The 16,093-nt window shown below is 70.8% G+C and carries 11 protein-coding genes and 1 pseudogene; 2 read left to right on the top strand and 10 right to left on the bottom strand.

Going from position 1 to position 16,093, the window contains the following annotated elements; all coding sequences use genetic code 11:
- Nucleotides 1-152: 152 nt before the first annotated feature.
- Nucleotides 153-803 (bottom strand): annotated as a pseudogene (locus WME83_RS26340) (DNA alkylation repair protein); the annotation flags it as partial.
- A 120-nt stretch (nucleotides 804-923) separates the two neighbouring features.
- Here WME83_RS26340 and WME83_RS26335 point away from each other — a divergent pair.
- Nucleotides 924-1,223 carry a hypothetical protein gene (locus tag WME83_RS26335; RefSeq protein ID WP_437312449.1) on the top strand — a complete coding sequence of 100 codons (300 nt, stop codon included), beginning with the start codon at nucleotides 924-926 and terminating at the stop codon, nucleotides 1,221-1,223.
- A 36-nt stretch (nucleotides 1,224-1,259) separates the two neighbouring features.
- Here WME83_RS26335 and WME83_RS26330 read toward each other — a convergent pair whose 3' ends face one another.
- The 6 genes from WME83_RS26330 to WME83_RS26305 form a co-directional block, all read right to left on the bottom strand.
- The gene (locus WME83_RS26330; RefSeq protein ID WP_437312448.1) at nucleotides 1,260-2,249 is read right to left on the bottom strand and encodes a chemotaxis protein CheB; all 990 of its coding nucleotides are present in this window, start codon (nucleotides 2,247-2,249) and stop codon (nucleotides 1,260-1,262) included.
- A 57-nt stretch (nucleotides 2,250-2,306) separates the two neighbouring features.
- On the bottom strand, nucleotides 2,307-2,684 hold the full coding sequence (locus tag WME83_RS26325; protein ID WP_437312447.1) for a response regulator: 378 nt from the start codon (nucleotides 2,682-2,684) through the stop codon (nucleotides 2,307-2,309).
- A 43-nt stretch (nucleotides 2,685-2,727) separates the two neighbouring features.
- Nucleotides 2,728-6,138, bottom strand: coding sequence for a CheR family methyltransferase (locus WME83_RS26320; protein WP_437312446.1), 3,411 nt, complete (start codon nucleotides 6,136-6,138; stop codon nucleotides 2,728-2,730).
- Nucleotides 6,139-7,248: 1,110 nt separating this feature from the next.
- Nucleotides 7,249-7,650: a hypothetical protein gene (locus WME83_RS26315; RefSeq protein WP_437312445.1), complete on the bottom strand. Its 402-nt coding sequence runs from the start codon at nucleotides 7,648-7,650 to the stop codon at nucleotides 7,249-7,251.
- Between the two features lie 245 nt (nucleotides 7,651-7,895).
- Nucleotides 7,896-9,905 carry a tetratricopeptide repeat protein gene (locus tag WME83_RS26310; RefSeq protein WP_437312444.1) on the bottom strand — a complete coding sequence of 670 codons (2,010 nt, stop codon included), beginning with the start codon at nucleotides 9,903-9,905 and terminating at the stop codon, nucleotides 7,896-7,898.
- A 98-nt stretch (nucleotides 9,906-10,003) separates the two neighbouring features.
- Nucleotides 10,004-10,588, bottom strand: a complete 585-nt coding sequence (locus WME83_RS26305) for a hypothetical protein (protein ID WP_437312443.1) — start codon at nucleotides 10,586-10,588, stop codon at nucleotides 10,004-10,006.
- A gap of 749 nt (nucleotides 10,589-11,337) precedes the next feature.
- Between WME83_RS26305 and WME83_RS26300 the strand changes: the two genes are divergently transcribed.
- Complete coding sequence (locus WME83_RS26300) at nucleotides 11,338-12,627, top strand: toll/interleukin-1 receptor domain-containing protein (protein ID WP_437312442.1); 1,290 nt, start codon at nucleotides 11,338-11,340, stop codon at nucleotides 12,625-12,627.
- Between the two features lie 76 nt (nucleotides 12,628-12,703).
- Here WME83_RS26300 and WME83_RS26295 read toward each other — a convergent pair whose 3' ends face one another.
- The 3 genes from WME83_RS26295 to WME83_RS26285 form a co-directional block, all read right to left on the bottom strand.
- A complete protein-coding gene (locus WME83_RS26295) occupies nucleotides 12,704-13,465 on the bottom strand; it encodes a hypothetical protein (protein ID WP_437312441.1) in 762 nt (253 codons plus the stop codon).
- Nucleotides 13,462-14,811 (bottom strand): AAA family ATPase, encoded by a 1,350-nt coding sequence (locus tag WME83_RS26290; protein WP_437312440.1) that lies wholly within the window; start codon nucleotides 14,809-14,811, stop codon nucleotides 13,462-13,464. The genes WME83_RS26295 and WME83_RS26290 overlap by 4 nt, the downstream gene beginning before the upstream one ends.
- A gap of 129 nt (nucleotides 14,812-14,940) precedes the next feature.
- Nucleotides 14,941-16,089, bottom strand: coding sequence for a hypothetical protein (locus tag WME83_RS26285; RefSeq protein WP_437312439.1), 1,149 nt, complete (start codon nucleotides 16,087-16,089; stop codon nucleotides 14,941-14,943).
- Nucleotides 16,090-16,093: the final 4 nt, after the last annotated feature.

The raw sequence follows: 16,093 nt of genomic DNA, 5'->3' as shown, positions 1-16,093 counted from the left end.
GCAGCGGCGGCCCTGGCCGGCTTGGCAACGGCGGCCCTGGCCGGCTTTGCAGCGCCGGCCGGCTTGGCAGCGGCGGCCCTGGTCGGCTTTTCGCCCCTGGCCCCGACCGCCTTCGCCGCCGGCGCGGCGGCCGGCTTCCGGCCGGCCCACTGCTTCAGGATGTGGGCGCCCGCGTCGGGCGTCTTGCAGCTCGTCTCGCCGTGGTCGACCTCGACCCTGCCGATGCGCCGCGCCGCCGTGAGCGCCTTTCCCCGCAGCGGCTCGTTCCGGCCGCCGATGCTGATCACCGCGCCGTTCATCGCCTCGCGGGCGCGGTTCCTGGCCCGGTGGATCGACGCCTCGATCGCCTCCAGCCGCTCCTCGAACAGGCTGTCGGGCAGCGACGGGTCCTCCTCCGCGAGCGCGCCGAGCAGCTTCCAGCCGGCGCGGCCGACCCACTCGTCGTCCGAGGCGGTCCAGCGCGCCATCGCCTCGCGGGCGAACGGCGTCTTCGCGGCGATGCGCTTCACCACCAGGTCGATGAGGAGCGGCGAGCGCAGGCCGTCGAGCCACGCCTCGAGCTGGTCCCGGGTGAAGCGCCCCGGATCGGCGATCGCCGCCGCCAGCGTCCGCGCGTCGGCGTTGCCGGTCGCCCAGAGCGCCTCGGCGAGCTCGTGGTCGCGCTTGATCCGCTTCTCCAGCGCGTTCATGTGGGCGAAGCTCACGCCGAAGAGCGGCTCGGTCGCGCCGTGGCGCAGGTAGACCTTCCGGTTCTGCTCGGTGCCGAGCCGCTCGAGCTCGCGCATCACCTCGGTGAAATGCATGGCCTTCACCTAACCATGCTGCCCATTACGCGCTCGCACGAACTTTTTTCGCGCAAACCGCTCCCCGCGGCGAGCCTGCCGACGGGCGTCCTCGAGGCGTATGCGCTCGATAACGCCACGATGTCCTACGTGCCCGTCGCGCCCGGCGGGAACGGCGACGTGGCGAGCCCGCGGCTGCACCTCGGGCTCGGCGTCCGCCGCGGCACCTATCGCAACCTCGACGTCGACTGGCTGCGCTGGCTCGACGCCGAGGGGCGTGTGCTGCCCACGGGTGAGGAGCAGGCGCGCGCGGCCGAGGAGCAGGCGCGCGCGGCCGAGGAGCGGGCGCGCGCGGCGCAGGACGAGGCGAAGCTGCTCGCGGCGCGGCTGGCCGAGCTCGAGCAGCGCTTCGGCAAGCTGCCCGGCGGCGAGCCGCGCTAGCGCCCGTCTCGCCCGCCCGCCCCGGCCCTCCGGCCCCTACGAGCGCCTCGTCCGCGGGCGCAGCGACGACCCGTTCCCCGCCTCCTTGCCCATCAGCGCCCGGCGGACCAGCGCGCCCCGCGCCTCCGCCGCCCGGACCTTCTCCTCGAAGTGGGCCATCACGTGCAGCTGATTCCGCTCCTCCGCGCGCTTCGCCATCCGGCGCGCCAGCGACACGGTGTCCTCGATCGTGCGGAGCGCGACCCACAGCGCCGCCTCGAGCGCCTCCGCCTGCTCGTCCTCCAGCCCCTCCGGCGAGTATCGATGGCCGACCTTGCACCGGAAGCTGAGCATCGCGCCATCACCATTCCGGATCAGGTTGCCTCCGCACTCCGGACACGTGAACTCGCTCTCGAGTGCCTCCACGTTCTCCCCCACGAGCCCGTAGGACGTCTTCGCCTCCTCGGGCGCCTTTCCTGTCCCCTGGTGCACCAGATCGACGAGCAGCGGCGGCAGGCGCGCCAGGGGCTCGCAGTGATCCACCGGCACGTTGTCGAGCGCGCTCTGCGGCATCTCCGGAAACAGCGCGTCCTTCGGATCCTGCACCACCGCGACGCCGCCGGCACGCTTGATCTCCAGGAGCCCAGCGGTGCCGCAGTCGCGCGTGCCCGACAGCACCACGCCGACCACGCGCGGGCCGTACGCCGCGGCCGCGCTCCGGAACAGCGGATCCACCGCTGGCCTGTGGCCGTTCTCCTTCGCGCTGTACACCACCCGCACGACGCCCTCGCCGAGCAGCAGGTGGTTGTCCACCGGCGCGATGTAGATGCGCCCGCGCTCGATCGGCTCGCCGTCGACCGCGGTCGCCACCGGCATCCGGGTCGTCCGCTCGAGGATCTGCGGAAGCATGCTCCGGGCCGTCGACGGCAGGTGCAGGACCACGAACACCGACGCCGGCAGGTTCGAAGGCAGGCCCCCGATGAGCGCGATCAGCACCTCCACACCGCCCGCCGACGCCCCGAGCGTGATGATGTCGTGTCCTGGCACAGCGGGCCTCCTCAAGGAAATGCGGTTGGCATTGACGCGCCCCGTCGGAGCAACCGCTCACGCCGCCGGGCGAACCACGCGATCCATCGTGCTCAGCAGCGTGGCCATGCTGGCCGGCTTCTGGAGCACCGCCGCCGCCGAGAGCTGCTCCGCCGCCATCCGGAGATCCTCCGGCATGCGCGCCGAGAAGATCACGATGGGCGGCCGCTCCGGTACTTCCAGGAGCCGCGCGACGAGCTCGGCCGTCGTCGCCCCCCTCACGGTCAGGTCCAGCAGGGCGGCCCCGTAACGCCGCTCCGTCAGCGCGGCGACCGCCTGGTCCGCCGAGTGGACCGACTCCACCTCGTAGTCGGCCATCCCCAGCATCTCCAGGAGCATCTCGCTCGAGTCGCGATCATCCTCGATCACGAGGATCTTCGCCCGCTTCGCCATCATCCCTTCTCCGCCGTCCGCAGGAAAGCAGCGTGAACCCAGTGCATCAATCGTGCGCACCTCGATTCGGGATCAGGGGTAGCCTGATGGTGAAGGTCGCTCCCTTACCCTCCGCGCTGCGTACGAAGATCTGCCCTCCATGTGCCCTGACGATCTCCTTGCAAATGAAGAGCCCGAGCCCCATGCCGCCGGACGAGGTGTTCTTGGGCCGATCCACCTGGTAGAAGCTCGAGAACACGTGCGGCACGTCGGCCGCGGGGATGCCAGGGCCGTAGTCCTCCACGTCGAGCTCGGCAGTGCCGCCCGCGTGCCGCAGGCGCACATCGATCTTGGGTGAGCCGTCGGCGTGCCGGAAGGCGTTGCTGATCAGGTTCATGAGGACCTGCTCCAGCCGCGCGGCGTCGCCGTTCACCACGATCGGCTCCGCCGCGGCGGGGAGATCGAGGTGGATCTTCGGGGTCGGCCCGAGCGTCTGGGCGCTCTCGGCGACCTGCGAGACCAGCGAGGCGAGCTCCACCGCCGAGAGCTTGAGCTCGAACTTGCCGGTCTGGATGCGGGTCGCGCTCACGAGGTCGTCGACCAGCTGCTCGAGCCGCTCGCTCTGGGCGCGGGCGAGCGACGCGAAGCGGGCGACGCGCGGATCGCCGTCCGCCGGCAGCAGCGTGCTCAGCATGTCGAGGTAGCCGCGCAGCGGAACGAGCGGCGTGCGCAGCTCGTGGCTCGCCATCGCCATGAAGCGCTCTTGCAGCTTGCGCATGCTCCGCTCCGTGATGTCGCGGATGACGATCACGCCCCGCTCGGCCGCGTCCTTGCCGGTCGGGCCGCTTCCGCCGATGGGGTGGCCGGTGGCCTCGAAGTGCCGGGTCGAGCCGCCAGGGGCGGGCATCGTGAACTCCATCTGGAAGCTCTCGCCGCGCGCGGCCCGCTGCTCCGGCGTGTCCTGGTACAGCAGCGGCCGGCCCTTCTCGTCGTGCGCCGTGACCCGGCTCCCGCCGAACATCGCCTGGTAGGCGTCGTTCATCAGCACCGGCCGCCCCGCGCCGTCGACCACGAGGAGCGCGTCGCCCAGGCTGCGCAGGATCGCCGAGAGCCGCGCCCGCTCCGCCTCGACCGGCGCGGCGAGCTCCTGGATTTCGCGGCTCCGCGCCTCCAGATCGGCGTTCGTCGTGTTGAGCTCCTCGATCGTCGCCTGCAGCTCCTCGTTGACGGTCTCGAGCTCCTCGTTCGTCGCCTGGAACTCCTCGTTCAGCGTCTCGACCTCCTCCATGGCGGCTTGCGCCTCCTCGGTGGAGACCATCAGCTCCTCGTTCACGGCGCGGAGCTGCTCGTGCGCCGACGTGAGCTCCTCGTTGGCCCGGAGCAGCCGCCGGTTCTGCTCGGTCAGCCGCTGGATCGCCGACTGGTCGTGCCCGCGGGTGGACTCGAGCTGCGAGAGCGCGGCGCCGAGCGCCTCGTTCTCCCGGCGCAGCTGCTCGCGCTCGGCGGCGAAGCGCTCGTCGACGCGCTCGCGCTCGGTCTTCGCGGCCGCGAGCTCGGCGCGGAGCTGCGCCTCCCGGCCGAGGATCTCCTGGCTCACCTTCCGGCGCCGCACGACCTCGGTGACGTCCTCGACCACGATCAGCGCCGCCTCGACCTTGCCCGGCTCTTCCCCGCGAGGCCCGTGGCAGGTGATCTGGATGTACGACGGCTCGCCCGAGGGCGTCGGCTCGACGGCGACCTCGATCGGGTCCGACGATTCGCCCCGGAAGGCGGCGTCGATCGCCTCGAGCAGCGGCCGGTGGGGGACCGACTGCGCGAGGTGAACGAGGTCCTGACCGAGCGCCGTGCCGTGGATGCCGAGCAGGCGCCGCGCCGTGAAGTTGATCTCCAGGATGTCGTAGCGGCTGTCGACGAGGACGATCCCGACGCGGAAGCTCGAGAGCAGCACGTCGATCGACATGCGGGCGCGCGGGAGGTCCTTCGTGACGCCGCGCAGGGGCACGAGGGAGGACTTGCCGCGGGGCGCGCGCCGGGGCGGCGGCGCCGGGGCGGCGATGGCCGAGGGGGGCACGAGGATGCGCTCGCCGCGGCGCACGTAGACCTTGTGGTGGATGTCGCTGGTCACGTAGTACTCGCTCAGCGGGCTCGTGGTCTCGGCCTTGCCGAGCACGAGGTAGCCGCCCTCCCGCAGCGAGAAGGCGAAGAGGTGGAGGGTGCGGCGCTGGAGGTCGCTCGTGAAGTAGATGAGCACGTTGCGGCACAGCACGAGATCGAGGTGCGGGAACGGGGCGCGCTGGCCGAGGTCGTGCTCGCCGAAGACGGTGAGGTTGCGGATGCGCTTCTTCACCTGATACTGGCCGTCGATCGAGACGAAGTAGCGCTCGACGAGCTCGTGCGGCAGCTCCTCGACGGCGCTCGCCCCGTAAATCCCGCGCCGGGCGAAGGCGACCGCCTCGCTGTCGAGGTCGGTCGAGAAGATGCGGACGTTGAAGCTGTCGAGCTCGGGGCCGAGCAGCTCGCTGACCAGGATGGCGAGCGAGTACGCCTCCTCTCCCGTGGCGCACCCGGCCGACCAGATCCGCAGCGATTTGTTGTCGTTGCGGGCGTGCGCGACGAGCGCGGGCAGGACCACGTCCCGGAGGTGCGCGAAGAGCTCCGGATCGCGCATGAACTCGGTGACCTTGATGAGGAAGCTGTTGACCAGCCGCTGGTGCTCCTCGGGGTGCTCGGCGAAGTAGCGCATGTACTCGTCGATGGTCTCGGTGTCCGTGGCCGCCATCCTGCGCCGGAGCCTGCGCAGGATGGTCGCCTGCTTGTATCTCTTGAAGTCGATCCCGCTCCGCTCGCGCACGAGGTCGAGGAGCGACTGGAGCCGCCTGTCCTCGTCCGGCGGCGGCTCGACGTACGCCCCCGTGAGGAGCTCGCCGAGGATGCCTCCGATGCGATCGATGTCGGCCACGATGTCCACCGTGGTCGGGGCCAGCGACTCGGGCATGCCCCGGAACTTGGCGGTGTCGGGGTTCTCGATGATGACGGTGCCGCCGCATTTCTTGACGTGGCGGGCGCCGACGGTGCCGTCGGAGCCGTTCCCGGTCAGGACGATGGCGACGAGGTTCTCGCCGAAGGCCTCGGCCGCGGTGCGGAAGAGCGTGTCGACCGACGGCTTGGGTCGCGGGCTGCTCTCCGTCTGGAGCCGGAGCTCATGGTCGGTGATCTCCACGTCGCGGCCCGGGGGCACGACGTAGACGACGCCGTCCTCGAGCGGGGAGGCGGAGGCGACGGTCCGGACGGGCAGCTCGCTGCGGCGGCGCAGGACGTCGCCGAGGTGGCTCTGCCGCCTGGGGTCGAGGTGCTGGGCGATCACGATCGGGGCCGGGAACGGGGACCGCAAGGTTGAGAGGAGCGTGCAGAGGGCCTCGATGCCCCCGGCCGAGCAGCCGACGACCACGAGCTGAGATCTGGAGCGGGCTTCGGTCATGAAACGTTGCGTGCCTTTACTACACGTGGAACGTAGAGCGGGGAGCGACGCTGGGGTATGTGCGGCGGGGGACAGCCTTTCAAGAGAAAGCGGGGCGCTCGAGAGAGAGCGGGCGCGCTCGCCGGCGGCGGACGGGCTGCGCAGAGGGCGGGCTGCTGTCGGGGAGCGCCCGGGAGCGACGCCGTGGCAGGCCCGGCGCTCTTCAGGGTTCACCGTGGTTTCCCGGCTCCGGCGAGCTCCCGGTCGGTGAGGGCGACGGGGGCGACCCGACCGATGCCGCGTCACGGCGCGGCCGCCGCCTCCAGGTGCGCCTGCCGGCTGGCGAGCCGGGCCGCGATGGCGGCGGGGCGACGAGCGCGCCATCGCGAGCTCGCCCGGGCTCACGAGGCAGGCGGCCTCGCGCCGCTCGTCCACCGGATGGTTGACGAACACCCACGCGACGGGGCGCTCCGCTCCCAACGGACGTGCAGGGCCGACGTCCTACCCCCTTGCCCCTTCGGCCGCACCGGTCGGGTGGGCCAGTCCAACGACCCTTGACGTTCTCCAACATCGCTCCTGGCTGCTGTGAATCGGGCCTACGAATCCGACGACGACCTGCATCTGGCCTGCTCTTCGCATGCGCAAGGCCAGCGTGAGCCACATGGAGCTATGGTCGGTGGTGTGACGGAGAGGGTGGAGGAGAAGTGGCCATGAAGTCGGCTGTTGCCGTCGTGTGCGCAGTGCCGCTGGTGGTCTTGTTCTACGCTGCTTGCAGCGTCGCTCCAGAGACGGAAGCGTTGGACAACTCCACCGTGGAAGAACCGCCCGCAGATGCGACCGAGGTGGAGCCGGTTGCAGTGGATGCGCAGGATTTGCGTTGGGTGGTGCACTGCAAGAATGAGAGTTCCGCGGAATGCATGGTCAGGTGTGCTGAGGCGGGCGTCGTATGCCGGCCATCGTACAAGCATCCGTACAAGAGCAACGCAGGTAGAGGCAACCTTACTGGCTGCATAAAGAAGCCGAGGGAAGTCTGCGTGTACCACTATCCATCGAACGGCGATGGATGCTTCGTCATGCGCAACACAGGGCGTGCGTACTGTGTATACGTGGGTGGCAGGAGATGACCGTCGGCTAGGGAGTGTTTGTTGGTTCCTGTTCATCGCCGAAGTTGGCGATGAGCTGTTCAGCAAGCGTCGCGACCTCTGATGGTAGATCGCTACCGGGGGTCCAGGTCTTCAGCAGGGTTTTGAGGCGATGCGCCCGAGCGATGTCGTCATCGCCTACGGGAGGTCCTCCTTCCATTTCCCCGCTTGCAACGCCTTCCTTGAGTTCTGATAGTGCGCTCTCGAACGCCTCTACTCGACTGCTCAGCGTCGCAGGGTCGACTGCCAAATCCGCTATAGAAGAGGAGCCGGATCCGATCCAGTTCAAGAGCCCTTCAAGGCATGCGATGCCTTCGAAGAACCCATCGCCCCACCGCATGAGCCGAGCTATCGTCGGCGGAGTATCTTCGTCCCCGTTATTCTGTGTCATTGTAAACAAACATACCTGGCCGCTGCCCTTGTGCCACCCCGCTGCCGCGCCGACGATGACAAACGTGATGAGTGCGCCCGCCGCCGTGGTTACAATCGCGGAATTGCGGTAGATCGAGACCAGATGTCAGCGAGCTCGACGGGCGCGCCGGCGTCGAGACCCTGGGTCGCGAGCTCGACGAGCGCGCCGGCGTCGAGGTGAACATGGACGAGCTCGGGATCGAGCCGGCACCGCTCTTCAGGGGCTCACCGTGGCTCCCCGGAGCCGGCGAGCTCCCGGTCGATGAGGGCGACGAGGTCGACCCGACCGATGCCGCGCCACGACGCGGCCGCCGCCTCCAGGTGCGCCTGCCGGCTGGCGGGCTCGGCCGCAATGGCGGCGAGGCGGCGGTGAGCGCTGCCGATCAAGAACGGGTCCGGGATCTGCCGGTAGCACGCGAGCGCCTCCGCGTAGCGATCGCGCGCGGCGCTACCGTCGCGGCGGCGCTGCGCGATGTCGCCGAGGGCCTCGATGCACCTGCCCACGGCGCGCAGGTTCCCCACCTTCCGGTAGAGCAGCCGCGCCTCCTCGTAGCGCTCGCTCGCCTTCTGGTACCGCGATCGCTGGAACGCGATATCGCCCAGGCCCTCGATGCAATGGGCCTCGCCGAGCACGGACCCCGCCTTCCGGTAGAGCCGCAGCGCCTCGTCGAAGCGCGCGCTCGCCTCCGCGTACCACGAGCGCCGAACCGCGACCCGACCGAGGTGATGGATGCAGCCGGCCTCGCCGGGCACGGACCCCACCTCCCGGTACAGCCCTAGCGCCTCCTCGAAGCGCGCGGTCGCCTCCTCGTGCTGCGAGCGCGCCAGCGCGATAGCACCCAGGCTCCTGATGCAGTGGGCCGCGTGCTTTCTCTCGTCGAGCTTCCGGTAGAGCGGCAGCGCATCCTCGAAGCGCGCGGTCGCCGCCTCGTGCCGCGAGCGCGCCATCGCGATATCGCCCAGGCTCTCGAGACAGGCGGCCTCGCGCCGCGCGTCCCCGGCGCGCCGGGCCGCCGTGAGCGCGCGCTCGAACAGGGAAGGCGGCGCGTTCCCCGAGAAGCAGGCGAAGCGGGTCAGCGCGACCGCCGCGTCGATCCACCGCGACGCGTCGGCGCGCTGCAGCCCGCGCTGGATCATCGCGTCGAGGTTCGACGCCTCGGCATTGAGCCGCGCCACCGCGTCGGCGCCGCCAGGATGTCCGGCCAGAGGGCCCAGCTCGTCGGCGAGCCAGCCGTAACGATCCATCGCCTCCTCGAGATCCTCGGTCGACGGCGGGTAGGCCGCCGCCACGTACGCGCGCACGGGCGCGGGCATCCGCACGCGATCTCCGGCGAAGGTCGCCAGACGGACCCCTGCCACACCGCTCGCCACGCTGCTCCCCAGCCCGTCCACGAACGCCGCGAGATCGCTCCGCGTGATCCCCTCCGGGAGCACGCCCAGCAACGAGAGCATCCGGTGGTTGTACCCTTCCGCCCCGAGGGGCGACTGGATCGTCAGCTCCAGGGAAGCCCTCCAGCTCCGGAGCCGGTCCGCCGGCTCGCCGTCGGGCTCCAGCAGCGCTATCCCGCGCGCCTCCCACGCCGTGAGGAGGGCCGGCAGGTCGGCGCCTCGGGCCGAGCGCGAGAGGAGCGCGATGGCCAGCGGGATGCCCGAGAGCTGCGCGAGGAGCTCCGCGAGCTCGGGTCTCCCGCGGTGCGCCTCGCCCGCGATGGAGCAGAACATCTCCTCGGCCTGCGCCGGATCGAGCGGATGGATCTCCACGGTTCGGCTCCAGGCGACGTGCCTCGGCCGCAGGAAGCCCCGCACCGCGGCGACGAGCGAGAGCCCCGGCACCCGCGAGAGCTGCGTGAACAGCAGCTCGACCTCCGCCATGTCGAAGGAGTTCCAGGCCGTGTCGATGTCGTCGAGCGCGAGCGCCGCAGGGCGCTCGGCGAGGTGGAGGAGCGCCCGCTCGCGCAGGTCCGGCCCCGGCGCGATGTCCAGCGCCGCGGCCAGCGCGGCGACGGCGGACTCGGCGTCCGTCGCGGCGTCGAGCCGCGCGAGGAACCGCCGCTCCCCGAACCGCGCCGCCACCTCCGGTCGATGCAGCGCCGCCAGGAGGGCGGTGCTCTTGCCGATGCCCGGCGCGCCGACGACGAGCGTGTATGTCGGCGGCTCGCGCGCGATCGCGGCGGCCAGCTCGTCCACGGCCGCGTCGCGCCCGATGCATCGCTCTAGCGCGGGCAGCGACGGCATGAAGAGGCTCCCCCCACCGCGAGCATCCTGGCGAGGATAGCACGCGCAACGCCGTTCCGGCGGTCGAGCATCGAGGCGCGGGTGGTCGGCGCTCGTTACTACCATCCCAGGAAATTGACGGTCACCGGCTTGAACGTCGAAGCGCCGAAGACGTAGCGCCATGCCTTCGCCGACACTCGAAACATGCGGAACTGATACGGGTCCTCCACCATACGACGCATACGGACCTGGCAGCCGTTCGTCGCGCTCCATGTCCCATTCATGGGGGGCACATCGCTGGTGGCCTTCCAATAATGGTGATCGGCATCATAGCCGTAAATGTCCATGTCCACATGGGCCGTAATGCAGTTGATCTCATTGAGGAGCCCGTTGTCCTCCCAGGACGCCTCGAATTGGAGAGTATGGAGGAACCTGTCGTGTGCCGCATCGACGACGTAACCTCCGGTGCAGTTGGAGTCGTGATAGGCTCCTGACGGCGACTGAGAGTAGACCCTCTCTAATTGGTGGACGGCAAGGAAATCATGCGGAACGACGTCCCCGATGTCGCACAGGGCTGACTGCGCGGAGCCGAGCTCTCCCTCCTCGAACACGGGATCAGCCGCGCTCTCGACGTAGCACCCCGCGAGCGCGATCGAGGCCACGGAAGACAGGAAGACGAGCGACGCACGGCCGAGCTGGTTCATAGGATAAGGTCTCCACGGGATGGGAGCAGCGCAGGGTCGCCCCTCGGGGGCCTGCGCTGGTGGCGGCCGCATCGGGGATACTGCCGCGGTCATGGGCTCGCGGCGAGGTACGTCCTGGAGGAACGCCCAGAGACACACCTCGCGCCGCCGCAAGACAAAGCAACCGGCGCGCCAGCCGCGCCTCCCTCGGGCGCTCGCCTCCGCGGCGGCGCCGAGGTCCCGGTCCTCGCGGCGCTCAGGCTCAGGGGCCGCGCGGGCCGCGGGAGAGCGCCTCGTCGCGTCGACGCGCACCCGGAGCCGGGCCTCGGCGGCGCTGGCTGCGCCTGCGTGACATGTCACGGTGCGACCGTGACATGTCACGGTCGCATGTCACGGCGGGCCGTGACATGTCACGCCGGCCTTGCCCTTCGTCGCCCGGCTTCACGGCCGAGCAGGAGAGAGTGGGATTCGCCCATGGGGGAGGAGCGGTGCCCGCAGTGCGGGTGGATGCTGTGGGTGTACCAGAGTAGGATTCGCCCATGGGGGAGGAGCGGTGCCCGCAGTGCGGGTGGATGCGGTGGGTGTACCGAGAGGGGCAGCGGCGCTGCCTCTACTGCGGCGGCCTGCCCGCACGAACCACCACGGCGCCGATGGCCGCGTACGCACCGCCGCCGCCCCCGTCCGCGCCGCCGCCCCCGCCGCCGCCGGCGGATTTCAGCATGAACATGTTTCACGGCGTCTCCGCCGCTTCCGTCGCCGCGCCGGAGCCCGTGGACGTCTTCATCTCCCACGCGCCGATCGACAGGTCGCACCGCACGCGGCTCGAGGTCCACCTGGGCCTGATGGTGCGGCAGAAGCTGATCCGCACCTGGCACCGGGCGCACGTCGAGCCCGGGGAGGAGCCGTCGCGGGAGATCGCCGCGCGCCTGGAAGCCGCGCGCATGGTGTTGCTGCTGGTCAGCGCCCACTTCCTGGCGCAGGACGATTGCTACGAGGGGGAGATGATGCGCGCGCTCGAGCGGCACGACGCCGGTGAGGCGCGCGTCGTCGCGATCCTCGTGCACGAATGCGACTGGCAAAGCGCTCCCTTCGCCAGGCTCGACCCGCTCCCCACGGGGGGCAAGCCGGTGTCGAGCTGGCGCAATCGCCATGAAGCCTGGGCGGCCGTGGCGCGCGGCGTCCGCGCGGCGGCCGAGCAGCTCCGCGAGCTCGACGAGCGCCGCATGCGAGACCGCGCGCCGAACCTGGGCTATAGCCCGTTGGGAGGGGTGATGTCACTGGATGTGCCGCGCCTGCCCGCTTGTGCTATTGCAGAATCGGCTGTTGATGAATCGGCTGTTGCACAATCCGCGCCGCGCCAGGGCTTCGGTGGATATGGATCGCCGCCGGGGTGGGGCGGTTCGCCGCGGCCGGCCGCGCCGCCGCCGCTGGCCGTTCAGGGCTCTGGAGGGTCGCCGATGGGCGTGCCAGGCGCTGCGCGAGGGGGCATGGAGCCGGCGTCCGAGCCGCAAGAACAGAAGCCTGCGATGCCCGCACCGGAGCCGGTGAACGACCGCGCCCCGCTCGATCGCGAGGAGGATCTCGTGCTCCTTCTCGATCGGCTCGCGCAAGGGCCGGTGCTGATCTGGAGCCTCGACCCCGCCGGCAACGTCAGCCTGGCGCGCCGCCTCGCGCAGGAGCTCGCCCCCCACTACGGACCGGAGGTCCACGTGGATCTCCGGGGCGCGACGTGGCGGGAGCCGTCCTGGTTGAGGGCTGCGATGCTGTCCGTCCTCGAACGCGTGAGCCCATTTCGGGACTTTCCGCCGCCCCAGGACGAAGACACGCTGCGCGGCAACTACCGCTTTACCATCGTGACCTATCGCCCGATCTTGATCTTCACCAACGCCCGCAGCGCCGCGCAGATCGAGCCGCTCCTCCCACCGGTCAGCTACCTGTCGACCGGCCCCGCCATCCTGATCACCTCGGAGCGACCGATCCACCTGCCTTCCGTGCACACGCAGTGGGTCGATCCGCTCGCCCTGCTGGGCGAGGCGGATCCGCAGGGCGCGCCTGGCTGAGCGCCGAGGGCGGCAGGGCTCCTCCGCGGGCCTGCATCTCACGCTGGCCTCGACGTACCCAGGGAAAGGTCTGGAGTCACGGCCAGGTCCGGATCTCGGGGTGGGCTTCGACGGCGGCGCGGCAGCGGGGGTCGATCAGCGAGGCTCCGCGGGGGCTATCGAGGAGCTGGAGGAGGGTGCTCAAGGTGCTGGCCAGCGGGTGGCGGCAGATGAGGCGCTGGCAGGCGCGGGCCTCTTCCGCATCGCCGCCCTGGCACGCCTCGGCATAAGCGGCCACGAGCTTCTGGATGGCGCGAAACGCATCGCGTCTCGCCTCGTCGAGGTAGCCGCGCTTGTGGAAACCCAGGACGATTCGCGTCTTCTCGCCCTTTGGTGTCTTGCCGAGGAGCTTGCCCGTCGTCGGCGATAGCTCGAGGTGGTCGCGCGGATCCTCCTCAGCGGGGTTGATGAGGAGCGGCTTGCCACGCTCGTCCCGCGGGAACTGCGTGCCTTTGAAATGGGTGTTGCAGATGGAGCAGGCCCAGAGATAGTTCTCCCAGGTATACGCGCGCGCTGGATACTTCTCCTTGGGCCAGAAGTGGTCGATGTCGCTCCCGGCGCTGTGCTCGCAGTACATACACAGGTCAGTGCTCGGCGCCATGCGCCGGAGGACGGCATTGATCTCGTCGAACGCCCTGGTCCTCTCCTGATCCCACAGGCGGGCGGCTTCCCTTTTGCGTGCCTGCCATCGCTCGGAGATCGTCCGGTGCCTGTGGCCGGCGTCCGCGATCTGACATGTCCGCCTGCAGAGCAACGCCAGCGCCGCCTCGCTCAGCGGCTCACGTGAAACCCGCCTCATCCCGTGTCCCTCATCGCGCGCAGCGCCCGCTCCACCGCCGCGCTGCCGGTCTCGGGCAGCTCGGCCGCCAGCCGCGCCAGCTCCTCTTCCTCCTCCTTCGTGGCCTTATCCCGGATGAGCTTTGCCTCGAGCTCCGCGACCCGCTCGCGGAGCTGCTCCGCCTCCGCGGAGTGCGTGTGCTCGAGGCCGAACAGCGCGGTCATCGCCGCGGCATCCGCATCGCCGTTCACGATGACCTTGAGGAGCTCGTCGGGCATGTGCTCGGCGCGCTCGCCGCTGCCGGGCGCCGGCAGCCGGATGAGGCCCTTCGGATCAGCGGCCTGACAGATGAAGGGGCTGTGTGTGGTCACGATGAACTGGATGCCCCGGAAGTGCTTCTTGAGCCAGAAGCCGATCCGCTGCTGCCACGCCACATGCAGATGCATGTCCATCTCGTCGATGAGGACCACGCCCGCGGCAGGGACGAAGAGCGACCCCTTCTCTTTCCCGTCCTCGCGGACCTCGAAATGGCCGAAGCAGCCGTGGATCTGCTTGATCAGATCGAGCACGAGCGCGATCACGGTCCGGTAGCCGTCGCTGAGGTCGTGCAAGGGCAGGAGCACGCCGTCACGCTCGGTCCAGAGCCCGTCCGAGTCGATGTGGTGGATCTTCATCCCGCCCGGCAGGAGATCGTCGTGATTGAGCAGCGCGATGACACGCTCTTCGAGCTGCTTCGCGCCGGGCTTGCCCTCGAGACGGCGCAGGTACACCTCGTTGCGCAGCCAGTCGACACACTCGGCGAGCGAGGCGTCTTCCCGGAAGAGGCTGACGACGCGGGCAAGGCGACCCGGGCCCGCCATGAGACGTACGCTGTCGGCCGTGTGCCCGGACAGGCGCCGGTACGGGCCGTAGCCGGCGAGGAACCAACCCTTCGGGTTCTCGGCCCAGGGACCCCGCTCGGCGTACGTGAGGCGCTTGCCGGCCTCCGAGGCCATGACGCTGGGCTCGGGCCCGTCCGGTTGAGCCTCGAGGGTGAGGTTTGCCCAGAAGGCTTCCCGGGGGCCGGTCTCTCCGCCCGTGAATCCATCGTTGCCGTCGAAGCCGCCGAGCTCGACGCCCATGGTCCCGGACGTGGCGCCCTTGCGAACCCAGCCGGCAAAGCTCGGCACGAGGCTGCGGGCGGCCGCAGGGCCCGCGGCCGCGAGCGCGATGGCCTTGAGGAAGGTGGTCTTGCCCGCGCCATTGCGGCCGGCGACGACGGTCCAGCCGGCGAAAGTGCCGTCCGGGCGGGCGAGGTCGAGCTCGACGCGGCGCTCGCCTCCTCCGAAGCAGCGAATGTTTTCGATCCGGATCTTGCGGATGTACATGGGTGCGCCGTCCTGCTGCCGAAGCTCGACCGCCGCCCGGTCGAGCCTCTCTACACTACCTCGCCCGCGGGACGAGAGCGCCATCCGAGCTGTCGGGTCGTCCTGCCCAGCGGCGATGCCCGCGCGGCCTCACGCCTGGCAGCAGAACGTCGACGGCGCGGCCGGCGCGAGCTCGCCGATCGGCTCGCCGCCGCTCGGCGCGCAGGCGCCGGGATCCACGGCGACGATCTCCGCCGACTTGCTGCCGAGGCCGACGCCGGGCGGCGTGACCCCGCAGAACGGCGCCATGGAGCTGATCAGCGTCGACGCGACCTGCTCGGCGCACGCGCCGTCGCTGTAGACCGAGGCCATGATCGTGCACGACGCCCCCTCCGGCGCCCCGCAGCCGCACGCGGAGCAGCCGCGCGTGTCCTCGACGCCGCCGTAGAAGACGTGCCGGTCGAGGTACGGCTCCCCGCAGGTGACCTCGCCCTCGTGGAAGATGCACGTCAGGAAGCCGCCGGGCGGCGGCACCCCGGCCTCCCCGGGCGACGGCATGCAGGTGCTCCGGTCGTCCGGGCACTCCGTGTAGGCGCCGGGCAGGCAGGCGAGCGCCCGGGTCCTCCACGGATCCTCGCGCGCCGGCGGCGGCGGCTCGTCCACCCTGGGCGTGCACGCGGCGGTCACCCGCACGGCCGGCGCGTCGACCGAGAGCGACTGCACGCACGGCTTCCCGCCGCAGTCCTGGCCCGCGGGGATCGCGTTCGCGGCGGTGCACGCGCCGTCCCAGCCCTCGGGCGCCGCGAAGGCGGTCCCGACGCTGCCGGGGGCGTCGCCGGGACATGCCGAAGCGTGCGCCGACCAGCCCAGCGGGAGCTCGCACGACGCCGACGCGGGCGGGTCGCAGCGGCAGGCCGCGCAGGCGAGCGGCGCGGGGGCCAGGTCGGCGAAGCCCTGGTAGCCGACGTTCGGCGCCTCGGCGGGGCAGTCGGGCGCCTGGTCCGGCGGGCCGTACCAGAGCAGCGCCGGGCCGAACCAGCCGAGCGGCGCCGGCGGGACGCAATCGCCGGCGCAGGCGCTCTCCTCGCCGCCGCCGCCGGCCCCGCCGCCGCCCGCGTCGCCCTCGCCGCCGGCGCCGCCGCCGCCGCCCTCGCCGCCGGCGCCGCCGCCGCCTTCCTCGGGCCACGGGCAGCCAGGGTGACCGTACTCCTGGGGCTGACACGGACCGTGGATGATCGCGTCGCCGGAGCAGCCCACCCACGAGAACAATCCCACGAACAACCAGGAGAAGGTGCGCATACCG

Source organism: Sorangium sp. So ce385, assembly GCF_051474135.1.
Taxonomy (GTDB): Bacteria; Myxococcota_A; Polyangia; order Polyangiales; family Polyangiaceae; genus Sorangium; species Sorangium cellulosum_D.
Note: the sequence above shows the minus strand (reverse complement) of the source record. Positions and strands in the feature narration are given on the sequence as shown.